Annotated in this window: 14 protein-coding genes; 7 read left to right on the top strand and 7 right to left on the bottom strand. The window is 35.5% G+C overall.

Translation table 11 applies throughout. The features are described from left to right. Window positions 1–95 precede the first annotated feature (95 nt). From Q0838_RS04405 to miaB, 6 genes are all read right to left on the bottom strand, one after another. Window positions 96–371: a co-chaperone GroES gene (locus Q0838_RS04405; protein WP_104515795.1), complete on the bottom strand. Its 276-nt coding sequence runs from the start codon at window positions 369–371 to the stop codon at window positions 96–98. Window positions 372–514: 143 nt separating this feature from the next. Beyond that, the gene (gene secG / locus Q0838_RS04400; RefSeq protein ID WP_298951821.1) at window positions 515–865 is read right to left on the bottom strand and encodes a preprotein translocase subunit SecG; all 351 of its coding nucleotides are present in this window, start codon (window positions 863–865) and stop codon (window positions 515–517) included. Continuing rightward, window positions 865–1,761, bottom strand: coding sequence for a hypothetical protein (locus Q0838_RS04395; protein WP_298951819.1), 897 nt, complete (start codon window positions 1,759–1,761; stop codon window positions 865–867). The genes secG and Q0838_RS04395 overlap by 1 nt, the downstream gene beginning before the upstream one ends. Next, the gene (locus tag Q0838_RS04390; RefSeq protein WP_298951816.1) at window positions 1,755–2,267 is read right to left on the bottom strand and encodes an LptE family protein; all 513 of its coding nucleotides are present in this window, start codon (window positions 2,265–2,267) and stop codon (window positions 1,755–1,757) included. The genes Q0838_RS04395 and Q0838_RS04390 overlap by 7 nt, the downstream gene beginning before the upstream one ends. Beyond that, a complete protein-coding gene (locus Q0838_RS04385) occupies window positions 2,257–3,567 on the bottom strand; it encodes a sigma-54 dependent transcriptional regulator (protein ID WP_298951861.1) in 1,311 nt (436 codons plus the stop codon). The genes Q0838_RS04390 and Q0838_RS04385 overlap by 11 nt, the downstream gene beginning before the upstream one ends. A gap of 1 nt (window position 3,568) precedes the next feature. Further along, window positions 3,569–5,041 (bottom strand): tRNA (N6-isopentenyl adenosine(37)-C2)-methylthiotransferase MiaB, encoded by a 1,473-nt coding sequence (miaB, locus tag Q0838_RS04380; RefSeq protein ID WP_298951813.1) that lies wholly within the window; start codon window positions 5,039–5,041, stop codon window positions 3,569–3,571. Window positions 5,042–5,377: 336 nt separating this feature from the next. Here miaB and topA point away from each other — a divergent pair, with 336 nt between their 5' ends. The 7 genes from topA (at window position 5,378) to Q0838_RS04345 (ending at window position 14,977) form a co-directional block, all read left to right on the top strand. Further along, the gene (gene topA / locus Q0838_RS04375; protein ID WP_298951811.1) at window positions 5,378–7,921 is read left to right on the top strand and encodes a type I DNA topoisomerase; all 2,544 of its coding nucleotides are present in this window, start codon (window positions 5,378–5,380) and stop codon (window positions 7,919–7,921) included. A 4-nt stretch (window positions 7,922–7,925) separates the two neighbouring features. Then, complete coding sequence (locus Q0838_RS04370; RefSeq protein WP_298951809.1) at window positions 7,926–9,083, top strand: formimidoylglutamase; 1,158 nt, start codon at window positions 7,926–7,928, stop codon at window positions 9,081–9,083. Between the two features lie 111 nt (window positions 9,084–9,194). Next, complete coding sequence (gene gldK / locus Q0838_RS04365) at window positions 9,195–10,574, top strand: gliding motility lipoprotein GldK (RefSeq protein ID WP_298951807.1); 1,380 nt, start codon at window positions 9,195–9,197, stop codon at window positions 10,572–10,574. A 50-nt stretch (window positions 10,575–10,624) separates the two neighbouring features. Continuing rightward, window positions 10,625–11,278, top strand: a complete 654-nt coding sequence (gene gldL / locus Q0838_RS04360; protein WP_298951806.1) for a gliding motility protein GldL — start codon at window positions 10,625–10,627, stop codon at window positions 11,276–11,278. A gap of 47 nt (window positions 11,279–11,325) precedes the next feature. After that, window positions 11,326–12,870, top strand: a complete 1,545-nt coding sequence (gene gldM, locus Q0838_RS04355) for a gliding motility protein GldM (protein WP_298951805.1) — start codon at window positions 11,326–11,328, stop codon at window positions 12,868–12,870. A gap of 20 nt (window positions 12,871–12,890) precedes the next feature. Beyond that, a complete protein-coding gene (gene gldN, locus Q0838_RS04350) occupies window positions 12,891–13,820 on the top strand; it encodes a gliding motility protein GldN (RefSeq protein WP_298951804.1) in 930 nt (309 codons plus the stop codon). A gap of 101 nt (window positions 13,821–13,921) precedes the next feature. Beyond that, complete coding sequence (locus Q0838_RS04345) at window positions 13,922–14,977, top strand: FAD-dependent oxidoreductase (protein ID WP_298951803.1); 1,056 nt, start codon at window positions 13,922–13,924, stop codon at window positions 14,975–14,977. 86 nt (window positions 14,978–15,063) lie between these two features. On the opposite strand, the gene Q0838_RS04340 is transcribed toward Q0838_RS04345, so the two are convergent. Continuing rightward, complete coding sequence (locus Q0838_RS04340) at window positions 15,064–15,447, bottom strand: DUF983 domain-containing protein (RefSeq protein WP_298951802.1); 384 nt, start codon at window positions 15,445–15,447, stop codon at window positions 15,064–15,066. Between the last annotated feature and the right edge of the window lie 4 nt (window positions 15,448–15,451).

Genomic DNA, 15,451 nt, shown 5'->3' with positions numbered 1-15,451 from the left:
TATTAATTTTTTTAAAACTTACTGTTTTGAACAGTTATTTTTTAATCGTTAAAATTTTTGATGTTGTTCTCGCTTTCGCGAAAGCGGAATACATATTAAACTATTGCCAGTATATCATCCTCACGCATGATAAGGTAATCGCTGCCGTCTAGTTTTAATTCTGTACCACTATATTTACCATAAAGCACGGTATCACCTACTTTTACAGTCATGTCGTGGTCTTTTTTTCCATTCCCTACAGCAACTACTTTACCTTGTTGAGGTTTTTCTTTTGCTGTATCAGGAATATATAAACCAGAGGCTGTTTTTTGCTCTGCAGCAGTCGGTTCTATAACTACTCTGTCTGATAAAGGTTGAATATTTAATGCCATTTTAAAAAATGTTTTTTTTGATTATTAATGACCTCGTGTGTGCCATAAATATGCCAATTAATTTTCTCTGACAAAACTGCTGTAAACAAAAATATCCAGCCTTGCGGGCTGGATATTTTGTCAGTTTATGATGTAGTAATATACTATTCAGTGTCAGTGTCTGTTCCTGCACTAGTATCAGTAGCATCGCTAGGTATATTATTAGTTGTGCTTTCTATAGCATTAGGATCTGTTACCTCGATAGTACTTACAGATTTACCTTGAATTAAAGAGGTACTAGCAAGAAGTATAAGAACAAGAAGTGCTGTAGAAAGTACCCATGTGCTTTTATCTAAAAAATCACCTGTTTTCTTTACACCGCCTAATTGTTGTGTACCGCCGCCTCCAAAGCTAGAAGATAATCCACCGCCTTTAGGGTTTTGTACCATGATAACCACTATTAGTAAAAATGATACTAAAACGATGAGTGCTAAAAAAATATAAAATGTTGTCATTATGTTTTGTTACTTTGTAAATTCTTAATTTCTTGAATTTGGTCTGCAAATAAACCACTTTTTTCTGGATGTTGCAATACTAAAACCTCATAAGCTTTCAAGGCTTTGGAATAGTTTTTTTGTGCGAGGTAAACTTTGGCAAGAGTTTCTGTCATAAACTGACTAGGATCTTGATAATCATTTGCTATATTAATCAAGGGACTGAGGGATTTACGAGGCTTTATTTTTGGTTTTTCTGCAAGAAATTGATCAATGCGCGCCATCTTCTTAGCTCGATCATCTTCTTCTAGATTTTTTTCTAAAGATGCTGGATTGTCATTTATTTCTTCTATTTTTTTTGTGAAATCTTGCTTTTCATCATCAATTTGTGTCCTATCTATGGGCTGTAGACTTGTTAATTGTAACCACTGAGAGAAGCTGTAGGTTTCATTATGATTAAATTCTAATGGCTCGTTTATTATAGAATTGTTTTTCTTCTTTTCAAAAAGATCGATATCAGTGACTTGTGTAAAATCTGTACTGGCATTAAGATCTTCTTCTCTGGGTTTTTGAATAGCGACTACTTCAGGGCTACTGGATAATATTTTTTCTGTATTTAGATTCTCCTTTTTTTCTTCTTGAAGTTGTCTTATTTGCTCACTAATTCGATTTTGTAGGAATGAATCAGATGTTATGAAATCAAATAATACAGACCTGTCTGTTGTGTGTGAGGCAGTTCTTTGTAATTCTTTGTTGTATATAGGACTGCTTTCATTTTTTAACACTTTAAGATAAATACTGCGTGCTGCCTGAAAATAAGGGAATTCTACTAGCGTCTCTTCGAGCAATGCTATGTGGTCTACTGTAACCTGATCAGGTTGTGCAAGCACGTAGTTTAAATCGTTTGCATCTACCATTTAGCTAGTGTATCGTTTATAATGTCTTGTGTAATTTGCTCATAGATAACCTCTAGTGCTGTATCTAACGCAGGACCTTGTAGTTGAATATTTGCATCATAATCATAAAAAAAACTATACTTTTTTTCAAAACTCTCTTCGTCTCTTTTAGTGTCTGTAAATCTTACATTTATCTCTATAGTTAATCGGTTTTGAGAGGCTGTACTATTTGCAGTAGCAGTCATAGGTGCAATAAAATATCTAGTGATTTCTCCTTGATAGATATAGTCACCCTTTTTGTTAACTAGATTTAAAGATGATTGATCTTGAATAAGTTCTTCTAATTTTATTTTAAAATCTCTTTCTATACCTGGCTCTACAAGTGCTGCTTGATAACCGAAATAGTCTACTTGATATGTCTTAATGTCGGACGGTATGGTTACTCCACTTAAACTATAAAACCCACAAGAACTCAAGCTTAAAAAAGCCAGTCCAGTAATTAATAAGGGAAGATTTTTAAAGACCATATTGTTTAATTTTACGGTATAGCGTGCGTTCTGAGATTCCTAGATCATCTGCAGCTGCTTTTCTTTTACCTTTATGTCTGTTTAACGACTTTTTAATCAATTCTATTTCTTTATCGGCTAGAGAGAGTGACTCTTCTTCTTCTATTTCTTGAGCAAAGTCATAACGATCGTTAGAAGGTTCTACAGGTTCTACAGGTTCTATATAATGATTATCTATGTTTGTTTTTTGAACAGGTGTTATGTGTTCTTCTTGTGTATAGTCGTATGCGTTATCTATAACGTCTTCATAATCCTGCTCGTTTTCTTTATGGTTTCCATAAATACGTTTTATTAAACCAGGATTTTCTTCTCTTACATCTTTTGCGTTACCACTTTCCATTAATTCATTAGTAAGTTTTTTGAGATCGTTCAAGTCATTTTTCATGTCAAATAAGACTTTGTATAAGATCTCGCGCTCGTTTGCAAACTCACTATCAGTTTTTTTCTTTTCACCTATAACAGCAGGTAAGTTTTTACCGGCGTCTGGTAAGTAGTTGTGTAAAGTTGCCGCGGTTATATTTCTTTCTTTTTCTAGAACACTTATTTGCTCTGCGATATTGCGCAACTGTCTTATGTTACCACTCCATCTATAATTAGTGAGCATGGAAATAGCATTTTCATCTAGACGCAATGTGGGCATCTTGTACTTCATTGCAAAGTCGCTTGCAAATTTCCTGAAAAGCAAATGTATATCACCTTTACGTTCTCTTAATGGAGGTAAGTCTATTTCTACAGTACTTAGTCTGTAGTAAAGATCTTCTCTAAACTTCCCTTTTTCAATAGCATTATACATCCTTACATTAGTAGCTGCGACTATGCGTACATCAGTTTTTTGCGTGGTAGAAGATCCTACTTTAAGAAACTCTCCATTTTCTAATACTCGTAGCAATCGTACTTGAGTAGGTAAGGGAAGTTCACCTACTTCATCGAGGAATATAGTGCCGCCGTCTGCTACTTCAAAATATCCCGATCGAGTAGAGGTAGCACCTGTAAAAGCACCTTTTTCATGACCGAATAATTCTGAATCTATTGTTCCTTCTGGAATAGCACCGCAGTTTACAGCTATGTATTTTGCATGTTTTCTAAAGGATTGTGAGTGTATTATTTTAGGTATACTTTCTTTACCGACTCCACTCTCTCCAGTAACTAGTACAGAAATATCTGTAGGAGCAACCTGTAATGATTTTTCTATAGCTCTATTAAAACCAGGGTCGTTACCTATTAATTCAAAACGCTGTTTTACGGACTGTACACTTTCCATATTATACAGTGTCATAAGTTAAAGGTCCTTTCATGTCGCTATATCCTATGGCTTTACCTTTAAGAGTTGCGCTGGTACAGTCGGTTATTTCTACCATTACATATTCACCTACTTTATAATCTTCTTTATCAAAAATAGCCACATAATTTTGGGTGTTTCTTCCTGCCCAGTGTTGATCAGATTTTTTAGATTCTTTTTCAATGAGACATTCTACAGTTTTACCTACAAAGTACTGTGCTCTTTCATGACCAGTTCTTCTTTGTACAGCTATAATCTCACTAAGTCTCCTGCTTTTTACTTCTTCTGGTACATCATCTTCTAGTTTACGGGCAGCCATAGTTCCTGGTCGCTCTGAGTAAGCAAACATAAAGCCGTAATCGTATTTCACATATTCCATAAGGCTCAATGTGTCTTCGTGGTCCTCTTCTGTTTCTGTCGGGAAACCAGTGATCATGTCTTGAGAGACTGCACATTCTGGTATAATGGCATGTACACGATCTATTAGATTCATGTATTCTTCTCTCGTGTGCAAACGATTCATTTCTTTTAAGATGCGGTTACTACCAGATTGTACAGGCAGGTGTATGTAATTACATATGTTTCTATGTGCGGCAATAGCATGTAAAACGTCGTCACTTATATCCTGTGGATTACTTGTAGAGAAACGTATTCTTAAATCAGGATGTGCGTTTGCTACCTTATGTAATAACTGTGCAAAATCTACCGCAGTTGCCTTTGCCATTTTACTAGCTTTCTTAAAATCTTTTTTAAGACCGCCGCCGTACCATAAGAAAGAATCTACATTCTGTCCTAATAAAGTAATTTCTTTAAAACCTTTATTCCATAAATCATTCACTTCTTCTAGAATAGAATGTGGGTCACGACTGCGTTCCCGACCACGAGTAAAAGGAACCACGCAAAATGTACACATATTATCGCATCCACGAGTAATGGATACAAAAGCAGTTACTCCATTTGAATTTAATCTTACCGGCGCGATGTCTCCGTAAGTCTCTTCCTTTGAGAGTAAAACATTTACTGCATCTCTTCCTTCATCAATTTCGGCGACCAGATTAGGTAGATCTTTGTAAGCATCTGGTCCTACGACCATGTCTACAATTTTTTCTTCTTCAAGAAATTTAGATTTCAGTCTTTCGGCCATACAGCCTAGAACACCTACCTTCATGTTAGGGTTCTTACGTTCCTTAACACGGTTATATTTTTCTAACCTTTTACGTACGGTTTGCTCGGCTTTGTCTCTTATAGAACAGGTGTTAACTAATACTAGATCAGCCTCTTCCATGTTGTTAGTGGTGTTAAATCCTTCCTTTGCAAGAATGGATGCAACTATCTCACTATCAGAAAAATTCATCTGGCATCCATAACTCTCTATATAGAGTTTGCGCGTGTTTGTGGCATTATGTTCTAACACGATAGCAGTTCCTTGCTTATCTTCTTCTATAATCTTTTCCATCGATCGTCATCATTAATATAACATTGCAAAGATATGTTTTATGACACAATGGCAGCATTAAGTTGTTTAATATTTTTCATTGATCTAATAATCTTTATAATAAGGACAGTTTTTGCTGCGGTCTCGCTTTCGCGAAAGCGGAATTCTAAACATCTTTTTACATAAAAATCATTTTTAAAAGATAAAATATCGATAAGGTGCAGTTGAGTTAATGAACTTAAAGGTCAATAAATGAGTGGTTTAAAATTATATTATATTTTTAACTATCTGTTTAACAGATGTTTGTGTAGGTCATAAAAATAACTCATACCTTTGCGTTTTAAAAATGATAGTTTAATGGCAAAGAATCTTGTTATTGTAGAGTCGCCAGCTAAGGCAAAAACGATAGAAAAATTTCTAGGTAAAGATTTTAAAGTAGCGTCCAGTTTTGGGCATATCGCAGACTTACCTTCAAAGGAATTGGGCGTAGATGTGGATAAGAATTTTGAGCCTAAGTATATAGTGAGTAGTGACAAGAAAGACCTTGTTAGAAAACTTAAAAAAATGGCTGCAGATGCAGAGATGGTCTGGCTAGCAAGTGATGAGGATCGAGAAGGTGAGGCGATAGCCTGGCACCTGGCAGAACAGCTGGATCTTAAAGCAGGAAACACGAAACGTATCGTGTTTAATGCGATTACTAAAAGTGCAGTGCAAAACGCGATTGATAACCCACGTACTATAGATTATGACCTGGTTAATGCGCAACAAGCACGTCGTATATTAGACCGTATCGTGGGTTATGAAATATCTCCTATCCTATGGCGCAAGGTAAAAGGTGGAGCCAGTGCAGGACGTGTGCAGTCTGTTGCTGTGCGTTTAATCGTAGAACGAGAAGATGAAATACTGAACTTTAATTCTGATAATTTTTTCAGGGTCGATGCCGATTTTAATACGGAAGAAGGAGCATTGCTTAAAGCAAAATTACCTAGTAATTTAAAGTCACTTAAAGAGGCTCAGGATTTTCTTGAGGTGAACAAAGGAGCAAAATTTGAGGTAGCAGATCTTGTTAAAAAGCCTGCAAAGAAATCTCCTGCACCACCATTTACTACGTCTACTTTACAACAAGAAGCCTCACGTAAATTGTTTTTTAATGTAAGTCGTACCATGCAGCTGGCACAGCGTCTTTATGAGGCTGGTTTAATTACTTATATGAGAACAGATTCTGTTAACTTAAGTAAGGAAGCAAAGCAAGGCGCTGAAGAAGAGATACATAAAGCTTATGGAAGTGAATTCCATAAAGAGCGTAACTATAAAGGAAAGTCTAAAGGTGCTCAAGAGGCACACGAGGCTATACGTCCTACTAATTTTGCTGTCCATAGTGCTGGAGCAGATCGCGACCAGATACGTCTTTATGAGTTGATCTGGAAAAGAGCCATAGCAAGTCAGATGAGTGATGCAAAATTAGAGCGTACTAATGTTACTATATCTGCAGATAAGCACGAGAAAAATTTTACTGCTAGTGGTGAGATTGTAAAATTTGAAGGTTTCTTAAAAGTATATTTAGAAAGTACGGATGATGAAGATCTTGAGCAGCAAGGGTTATTGCCAGATCTTAAAATAGGACAATCCTTATTAAATAAAAAAATTACAGCTACAGAGAGGTTTACTAGACCACCTTATAGATATACTGAAGCATCTCTAGTAAAACAGTTAGAAGAGCTAGGTATAGGACGTCCATCTACCTATGCACCTACTATTACTACTATTCAAAATAGAAAATATATAGAAAAGGGCCAGTCAGAAGGTCTTGAGCGAGATTATGTTCAACTTACTTTAAGTAAAGATAAGGTGGCAGAGAAAAAGCTTACTGAAAAGACTGGGTCTGATAAAAATAAAATGATTCCTACAGATGTAGGTAGAGTGGTGAATAACTTCTTAGTAGAACACTTTGGTAGTATTTTAGATTATAATTTCACAGCAAATGTGGAAGAGTCTTTTGATAATATTGCTGAAGGTAAGGAAGAATGGACCGACATGATGGGGCATTTTTATAAGAGCTTTCATCCTACAGTACAAGATGTTGCAGAGAATGCTGAGCGTGAAGTAGGGGAGCGTGTTTTAGGAATCCATCCAGAAAGTGGTAAGCCTATTAGTGTGCGTTTAGGAAGATTCGGTGCGATGGCGCAAATAGGTACGGTAGAAGATGAAGAGAAACCTGAGTTTGCTAGTTTATTACCTACTCAACATTTGAATACCATTACTTTAGAAGAGGTGATGGAGTTATTTAAATTGCCTAGAACTGTTGGTGAATATAACGGTTATCCTGTAGAGGTAAATCAAGGACGTTTTGGTCCATATGTGAAGTTTAATGAGAAGACCTTTGTAAGTCTGGAGAAGGAAGATGACCCTATGACTCTTACGTTTGAGCGCGCTGCAGAGTTAATTCAGATGAAGGAAAAGGCAGATGCTCCTATTTATAATTATGATGAGCAACCTGTGACTAAGGGTGTAGGTCGTTTCGGTCCATATATAAAATGGGCAGGAATGTTTATTTCTGTGAATAAGAAATATGACTTTGATAATCTTTCTAACGACGATATTGAAACCTTGATAAAGGATAAGATTCAAAAAGAGAAGGATAAACTTATTGTAGACTGGGAAGAAGAAGGGATAAGAATTGAGAAGGCTAGATGGGGTAGGCATAATGTTATTAAAGGTAAAGTGAAAGTGGAGCTTTCTAAGGATATTGATCCATTAAAGATAACGTTAGAAAAAGCTCAAGAGCTTATCGCAAAAAAAGCTCCCAAGAAAAAAGCGGCGGCTAAAAAGAAGACGCCTGCAAAAAAGAAAACCGTTGCTAAGAAAAAAGCTCCGGTTGAAAAGAAAACAACCAAGAAATAAGTAAATGTCTTTAGAGTTTTTAAAACCTCTCAACGATACTGTAGTTACACATGCGGGATTGCAACCTAGCGAGACTATAGCAAGCAATATAAGGCTACATACTATACAGGATGGTTTGCCTAGTTTAAATGGTGTGTCGTTAGTGATTATCGGTGTGCTAGAAAATCGTAGAGATGCTAATGCCCTTTTTCAAGTAGAAAGTCTTGATCAAGTACGTGAGAATTTATATGAGCTATACCCTGGAAACTGGAGTAGTGTACTGGCTGATCTTGGAGATATTCATGCAGGAGATAGTGTGGAAGATACATATTATGTAGTGCAACAAATTACAGAGTACTTTTTAAGAGAAGGTATTATTCCAATTTTCTTAGGAGGTAGTCAGGATTTAATGTATCCTATATATCGTGCGTTTGACGAATTTCAACACATGATAAATCTGGTTAATGTGGACTGTAGATTTGATTTAGGTAATATTGAGCTTCCTATTACTTCTCGTAATTATGTGGGTAAAATGATAGCATCAGAGCCTTATAATCTGTTTAATTATAGCAATCTAGGTTTTCAAACCTATTTTAACTCGCAGGAAGAGATAGATCTGTTAGACCGAATGTTTTTTGATGCTATACGTTTAGGTCACTTAGATAGCGATATAACCTTAGCAGAGCCTATTATGAGAGATGCAGATATTGTTGGGGTAGACATGAATGTAGTAAGAGCAGGAGATTTATCGTGGGAAAAAGCAAATCCGAATGGGCTAGATGGTAAGCAAGTGTGCAGTTTGTCGAGGTATGCTGGAATTAGCGATAGGCTTAAAGTTTTTGGAGTTTTTGAGATTGAAAGTGAGAAGAATTCTGGATCTCAACTTGTAGCAGAGATGATTTGGTACTTCATAGAAGGTGTCAATTATCGAAGTTTTGAGTATCCTGTCGATATTGCAAATAGATATGTGATCTACAAAGTACCTATTGACGAAGAAACCCTTACCTTTTACAAATCTTATGATAGTGGTCGATGGTGGATAGATTTACCGTTTATTTCAAATAGTAATAATAAACTAAAACAAAATACGTTATTACCATGCGATCGACGAGATTATGAAATGGCATGTGATCAAATTCTTCCTGAAAGATGGTTGAAAGCGAGACGTAAAAACGAAATTTAAAGAAAGAATTACTTTCTTTATTTGATTTATTGACATAAAAAAAGTTGTGGAATCGAAATCTTTTAAATAGGTTTACATTCTAAATTCATAAAGAAAACTTAAAATACCCTTATGAAAAAGTTATTTATCCTTTTAGCAGTAGTAGCACTTTTTGCGAGTTGTGGGAAAGGAGACCGAGGAATGGTTACAGGAGAGCGTGGAAAAAAATGGCATCCAGAAAAACCTTATGGTATGACATTAGTACCAGGTGGTGCGTTTATTATGGGTAAGTCCGATGATGATATCGCAGCGACTCGTAATGCGCCTACCAAAACCGTTACAGTTCCTTCCTATTATATGGATGAAACAGAAATTACTAATGCAGAATACCGTCAGTTTGTGTACTGGACTAGAGATTCTTTATTTAGAACTAATCTAGCGATTATGGCTGATGAGAATGGGGCGCTTCCTGGAGATGAAGGAATTGGTGAATTTGCATTCCTTGACTCTGAAGGTGTCGAAGGGGAAGAGCTTACGCCATGGGAGCAATATGTACAAGATAACTATGTAGGGTTAGGTCCTACTGGTTATGAAGGTCGTAAATTAAATCACGATGTTGATTTAATTTGGGATACAGCAGAGATCCCTGATGAATTTTATGCTGAAGTTTACGATAATATGATTATACCTTTTGAAGAGGCGTATAATGGAGAGCGTACCATTGATACTGAAAAGATTATCTTTACTTATACGAGTCTTGATTTAAGTGCAGCTGCTAGAAATCGTGATGAGTCTAAATCTAGAAAAGATTTTATTGAGCAAGTTCCTGTTAAAATTTATCCAGATACAACAGTGTGGATTCGTGATTTTAACTATAGTTATAATGAGCCGATGCACAATGATTATTTTTATCATGAAGCATATAGTGATTATCCTGTAGTAGGTGTTAACTGGAATCAGGCTAAGGCTTTTTGTCAGTGGAGAACTTTATATCATAATGCTTACCGTAAACAAAGAAATGTAGAACGTGTAAATGAGTACAGACTTCCTACAGAGGCAGAATGGGAATATGCTGCACGTGGTGGCTTAGAAGGCGCAACTTATCCTTGGGGTGGGCCTTATGCAAAAAATGACAGAGGTTGTTTCTTAGCTAACTTTAAACCTTTAAGAGGTGATTATGCTGCAGACCAGGCTTTATATACTGTAGAAGCTGATGCTTATGAACCTAATGAGTATAATCTTTATAATATGGCAGGAAATGTTTCTGAATGGGTAAACTCTTCTTATGAAGCTGGTGCTTATGAGCATATGTCCTCCATGAGTCCTGTAGTTAATGATGATAATAATAAACGTAAAGGTGTACGTGGTGGATCATGGAAAGATGTTTCTTATTTCCTTCAGGTAGGTACTCGTGATTATGAATATCAAGATAGCGCAAGAAGTTATATAGGTTTCCGTACGGTACAATCGTATATGGGTACTGATGTTACTCTTAACGCTGGAACTAACTAGATTTTAAATTAAGCAATTAATAAATAAACCCAACTTAAAAACTTAAAACAATGGCACAATCTAAAACAGTAAAGAAAATATTTAACATGGCTTACGGTATCGGAGCCTCAGTAGTAATTGTTGGAGCATTATTTAAAATCCTTCACTGGGATTTTGGATACGGTTTCTCAGGAAATAATCTTCTTATGATCGGTTTGATTACAGAGGCAGTTATTTTCTTCATCTCAGCTTTTGAACCTGTAGAAAATGAGTTAGACTGGTCTTTAGTTTACCCAGAATTAGCAGGTGAACAATCAGTTGGTAAGAAGTCAGTTAAAAAAGAGGAGCCTAAAGACGCTCAAGGTTTGTTATCTCAAAAACTAGATGCCATGCTTAAAGAAGCTAAGCTTGATAGTGAGTTAATGTCTAGTCTAGGTAATAGCATCCGTTCTTTTGAAGGAGCTGCAAAGGGAATGGCACCAACTGCTGAAGCTATGTCTTCAACTAAAAAGTATTCTGAAGAAATGGCTCTTGCTGCTGCTCAAATGGAATCTTTAAATAGCCTTTACAAAGTACAAGTTGAAAGCTCTTCTCGTCAGGCACAAGCAAATGAAGCGATTGCAGAAAATGCAACAAAACTTCAGGAGCAAATGGCAGGCCTTACTAATAACTTGTCTTCTCTTAATGGAGTTTATGGTAACATGTTAGGAGCTATGAAAGCTTAATTAGTTATTTATTAAATCTATTATTAACAGTAACTAATTAGAATATTATGGCAGGAGGAAAACAATCCCCAAGACAGAAGATGGTAAACCTAATGTATCTGGTTTTTATCTCAATGTTAGCATTAAACATGAGTAAAGAGGTGCTTAACGCATTTGGACTACTTAATGTGAATATAGAAGAGAGTAATGTTGCTTCTACAAGTAAGAACACCGACGCTATGGATGGTCTTATAGAATTAGCAGCCGCTCAGCCTGAACAATATGGTAAAGCCAAAGAACAGGGGATGAAGGTAGATCAAGTGTCTAAGGAATACTATGATTATATTGAAGATCTTAAGACGGAAATGAAAGGTACTGTTGAAGATCCTTTTGAATATGCCGTTATGGATAAAGGTGATTTTCTTGATGTGAAATTTTTAGAAGGTGGCGTTATTACCAAGGACGGCCAGGAGTTCTTAAATCGTATGACAGAATATCGTGATGCTGTAAAGAACGCTGTTCCGAACAACAGTAAATTAGCAGCTGAACTGGATAAAAAGTTTACTCCTGCTGATGTTAAAATTGACGAACAGGTTACCATGTCATATCTAGACTACAATTATAAGGGTTACCCTTTAATTGCTTCTATTGCAAAACTGACTTTATTACAAAGTGAGATCAAAAATATTGAAACGCAAGTTTTGAGTGGCTTGATAAGTAATGAGCAGGCCAAAGCTTTAAGTGTTACAAAATTAACGACTCTTATGGAGCAACCTAAATCGGCTTATTATAATGGTGAGAAATTTGATGGTAGTATTGTCTTAGGTAAAAAAGATGCTGCTTTTAAGCCTAAACGAGTGGAGCTTAAATTAGATGGAAGAACGCTTAAAGAAAATATAGATTTTGAAATCTTAGAAGGTAAAGTGCAACTTAAAGTAGGTGCAGGTAATCCTGGAGATCACAAAATTACTGGTAAACTTATTTTTGATGAAAATGGTAAAGAAGAGTTTATTCCAGTGGAACAATCATTTGCAACTATTCCTAAACCTAACTCTGCAACAATTGCTGCTGATAAGATGAATGTAGTTTACCGTGGTGTGTCAAATCCTATGACTATTTCATTTGCTGGTATTTCTGGAAATAGGGTAAATGCTTCTGCACCTGGTCTGACTAAAAAGAGCGGTAATAGTTATGTTATGAGTCCTGGAAGAGGTAAAAAGGTAAAAATTAATGTTACTGGAACTTTACCTGATGGAGCAAAGGTTTCTGATTCTAAAGAATTCCGTATAAAGAACTTACCAAGACCAACTGGTATGATAAGTAAGTCATATGAAAATGTTAGTAAGACTCGTTCTAATCTAGGTATTTCAACTGTTTCAGCCGAGTTTTTAGATTTTGATTTTGACTTGAAACCTCGTGTTACTGGCTTCTTATTTAAGGTTCCAGGGCAGCCTTCAGTACCTGTTTCTGGAACTAAGTTAAGCTCTGCTGCAAAGAATACTTTGAAGAAAGCACGTAAAGGAGATATCGTACAGATCACTAAAATTAAAGCTGCTTTACCAGGTGTTAATGTGAAGAGTGTTTCTGACATTGCTATTGAAATTACAGATTAATAAAAATTTAAATTCAAATTATGAATAAGATCATAGTTTTATTTGCTGCAGTTGTGCTTTCAGGTACGGCCTACGCTCAAAACAATATACTTAACGCTAAAAGTCCTGCTGAATTCGGTACTAAAACTGAATCACAGTTGGAAAATGATAATGATAAGCCTTTGCCTTATGGATTTGTAGGTGATCGTGATATATTATGGCAACGTACGGTATGGGAATCTATCGATCTTGATGAAAGAGTAAATTTTCCGTTATATTATCCTGTAGATACTAATTATGTCGGTAAGGAGCGTCGTTCTTTATATCATGTCTTAACTAAGGCAGCCATGTCTGGTGAGATTACCTTATATGGAGATTCTTATTTTAACGAGGCTCGTGAATTTAAGGAAATTGAAAGCACTTTAAAAAGTCAGATTATTACTAATGCTGGTATTGATGTTCTTAATGACGAAGGTGTTGTTGTTGAAGAAGGTGTTAGGCCTTTGGATATCGATGTTACCTATAATATTCCTGGTTTTGATGAGTATATCGAGACTAAAACTATCGGTGCAGATGATGTGAAGGAGTATAGAATAAGAGGTCTATGGTATTTTGACACTCGTCAAAGTGAGTTGCGATACAGATTATTAGGAATTTGTCCTGTAACTCCAGATGTGAATTTTCCAGATGACCCAACTGGTGTTGAGTTATTTTGGATCTACTATCCAGACGCTAGAGAAATGTTACATAATTCTAAAGCATTTAATACTCTTAACTCTGCTAGACCTATCTCTTTTGATCATATATTAAACTCCAGAAGGTTTAATGCTCTTATTTATAAGATGGATAACGTTCAAGGAGATAGAGAAATTGATCAATATATTTCTGACAATTCTATGATGCAACTTTTAGAGTCGGATAGACTTAAAGAGATCGTTCGTAATTTTGAACTTGATATGTGGAACTATTAATAAATAGTTTACATATATTATTATAATTAATGCCTCGCAACAGCGAGGCATTTTTTTTATTTTTATTCATATTTGTAACATATTTCATCTTTATCCATTTTATGAGTTGTAAAAAAGTAGTAGACATAGTAATTGTAGGTTCGGGAATCGCTGGTTGCACTCTTGCCTGGCAATGGATTTTAAATGGGAAGTCTGTTATTTTGATTTCTGACGTTGAGAAAGGTTCTTCAGCCGTTGCAGCAGGTGTGTATAACCCTACTATATTAAAAAGATTTACTAGCGTGTGGAAATCTGCGCAGCAGTTAGAGGTGTTGAATTCATTTTATCCACTAGTAGAGCAAATAACAGGTATTCCTTTACTACATCCCATTAATATTCTTAGAAGATTTCATGATAATAAAGAAACTAAGACTTGGGTAAAAAAGTCTTATAAGGAAGATTTAAAGGATTTTATGTCTTCAGATATTGTCCATCGTGATATTTATGGTATAGATGCTCCATTTAATTTTGGTCTGGTAACGCAAACCGGTTGGTTAGATACCATAGGTTTTATGAATGCAAGTTTGGATTATTTGAAGAGTCAGTCTTCTCTTATTTTAGAGTCTTTCGATTTTGATGAATTGTCCCATCATAAAGATCATATTTGTTATAAAGAGTGGAAGGCAGGTAAGATTATCTTTGCCGAAGGTTTTAAACTGCGATCTAATCCATATTTTAAAGACCTACCGTTGCAGGGCAATAAAGGTGAGGTGCTTACTATAAAAGTGCCAGGTTTAAAGTTAGATCATATTATTAAATCATCTGTTTTTTTAATGCCTTATAGTAATGATTTGTTTTGGGTAGGTGCTACCTATAGTAGAGAAGATCTTACCGATAATTCTACAGAAACCGCAAAAGAGTTTTTAACCTCTAGGTTAGAACGTTTCTTGACTTTAGCTTATGAAGTGATAGATCATAAACATGGTATAAGACCCACTACAATAGATAGGAGACCGTTTATAGGAGCACATAGAGATTATAAGAACTATTATGTCTTTAATGGCATGGGCAGTAGAGCCGTATTAATAGCACCGTGGGCTGCTCAAAATTTATACGATACAATGTATAACGACGCAGTGATTAATGAAGAAATGAATGTGGATCGGTGTTTTAATTAATTCACCTTTATTCCATGTGTTAAAATTATAAAAGCGGTTTTAAAATGTTTAATGGCACTTTTAATTAATTTGTTGCGGTAACCTAATTATCTTTTCTTGTCCTTTGTTTTATCATAATCCATGAATATGTTGATCCATATATTTCTGGACACTCTTATAACCATAGGTAAGGTGAAAATAGAAATAAAAGTAATGGCTATAAATATATTCCATCTAGATAAATTTAATATATAATAGCCTAAAACAAAAGTAGCCATAGCTATTGCCACGCCTACTCCATAACTTACGTACATGGATCCATAGAAAAAACTAGGTTCGATTTTATACTTAGTATCACAATGACTACATCTCTCATTCATTTCTTGCGTTTTACTAGGATTATAGAGATTGTGACTGGTATACATGGACTCATTTTGGCATACAGGGCAAGTTCCTGTAAAAATGCTGTATAATTTAGTGCCTTTTAGCATAAGA

The sequence above is a fragment of the uncultured Nonlabens sp. genome, assembly GCF_947495285.1.
Classification (GTDB): Bacteria; Bacteroidota; Bacteroidia; order Flavobacteriales; family Flavobacteriaceae; genus Nonlabens.
This window is presented reverse-complemented; position numbering and strand designations above follow the sequence as displayed.

Coding starts and splice junctions, on each gene's coding strand:
- Q0838_RS04405 (WP_104515795.1), bottom strand. CDS start 371: ATGGCATTAAATATTCAACCTTTATCAGACAGAGTAGTTATAGAACCG.
- secG (WP_298951821.1), bottom strand. CDS start 865: ATGACAACATTTTATATTTTTTTAGCACTCATCGTTTTAGTATCATTT.
- Q0838_RS04395 (WP_298951819.1), bottom strand. CDS start 1,761: ATGGTAGATGCAAACGATTTAAACTACGTGCTTGCACAACCTGATCAG.
- Q0838_RS04390 (WP_298951816.1), bottom strand. CDS start 2,267: ATGGTCTTTAAAAATCTTCCCTTATTAATTACTGGACTGGCTTTTTTA.
- Q0838_RS04385 (WP_298951861.1), bottom strand. CDS start 3,567: ATGGAAAGTGTACAGTCCGTAAAACAGCGTTTTGAATTAATAGGTAAC.
- miaB (WP_298951813.1), bottom strand. CDS start 5,041: ATGGAAAAGATTATAGAAGAAGATAAGCAAGGAACTGCTATCGTGTTA.
- topA (WP_298951811.1), top strand. CDS start 5,378: ATGGCAAAGAATCTTGTTATTGTAGAGTCGCCAGCTAAGGCAAAAACG.
- Q0838_RS04370 (WP_298951809.1), top strand. CDS start 7,926: ATGTCTTTAGAGTTTTTAAAACCTCTCAACGATACTGTAGTTACACAT.
- gldK (WP_298951807.1), top strand. CDS start 9,195: ATGAAAAAGTTATTTATCCTTTTAGCAGTAGTAGCACTTTTTGCGAGT.
- gldL (WP_298951806.1), top strand. CDS start 10,625: ATGGCACAATCTAAAACAGTAAAGAAAATATTTAACATGGCTTACGGT.
- gldM (WP_298951805.1), top strand. CDS start 11,326: ATGGCAGGAGGAAAACAATCCCCAAGACAGAAGATGGTAAACCTAATG.
- gldN (WP_298951804.1), top strand. CDS start 12,891: ATGAATAAGATCATAGTTTTATTTGCTGCAGTTGTGCTTTCAGGTACG.
- Q0838_RS04345 (WP_298951803.1), top strand. CDS start 13,922: ATGAGTTGTAAAAAAGTAGTAGACATAGTAATTGTAGGTTCGGGAATC.
- Q0838_RS04340 (WP_298951802.1), bottom strand. CDS start 15,447: ATGCTAAAAGGCACTAAATTATACAGCATTTTTACAGGAACTTGCCCT.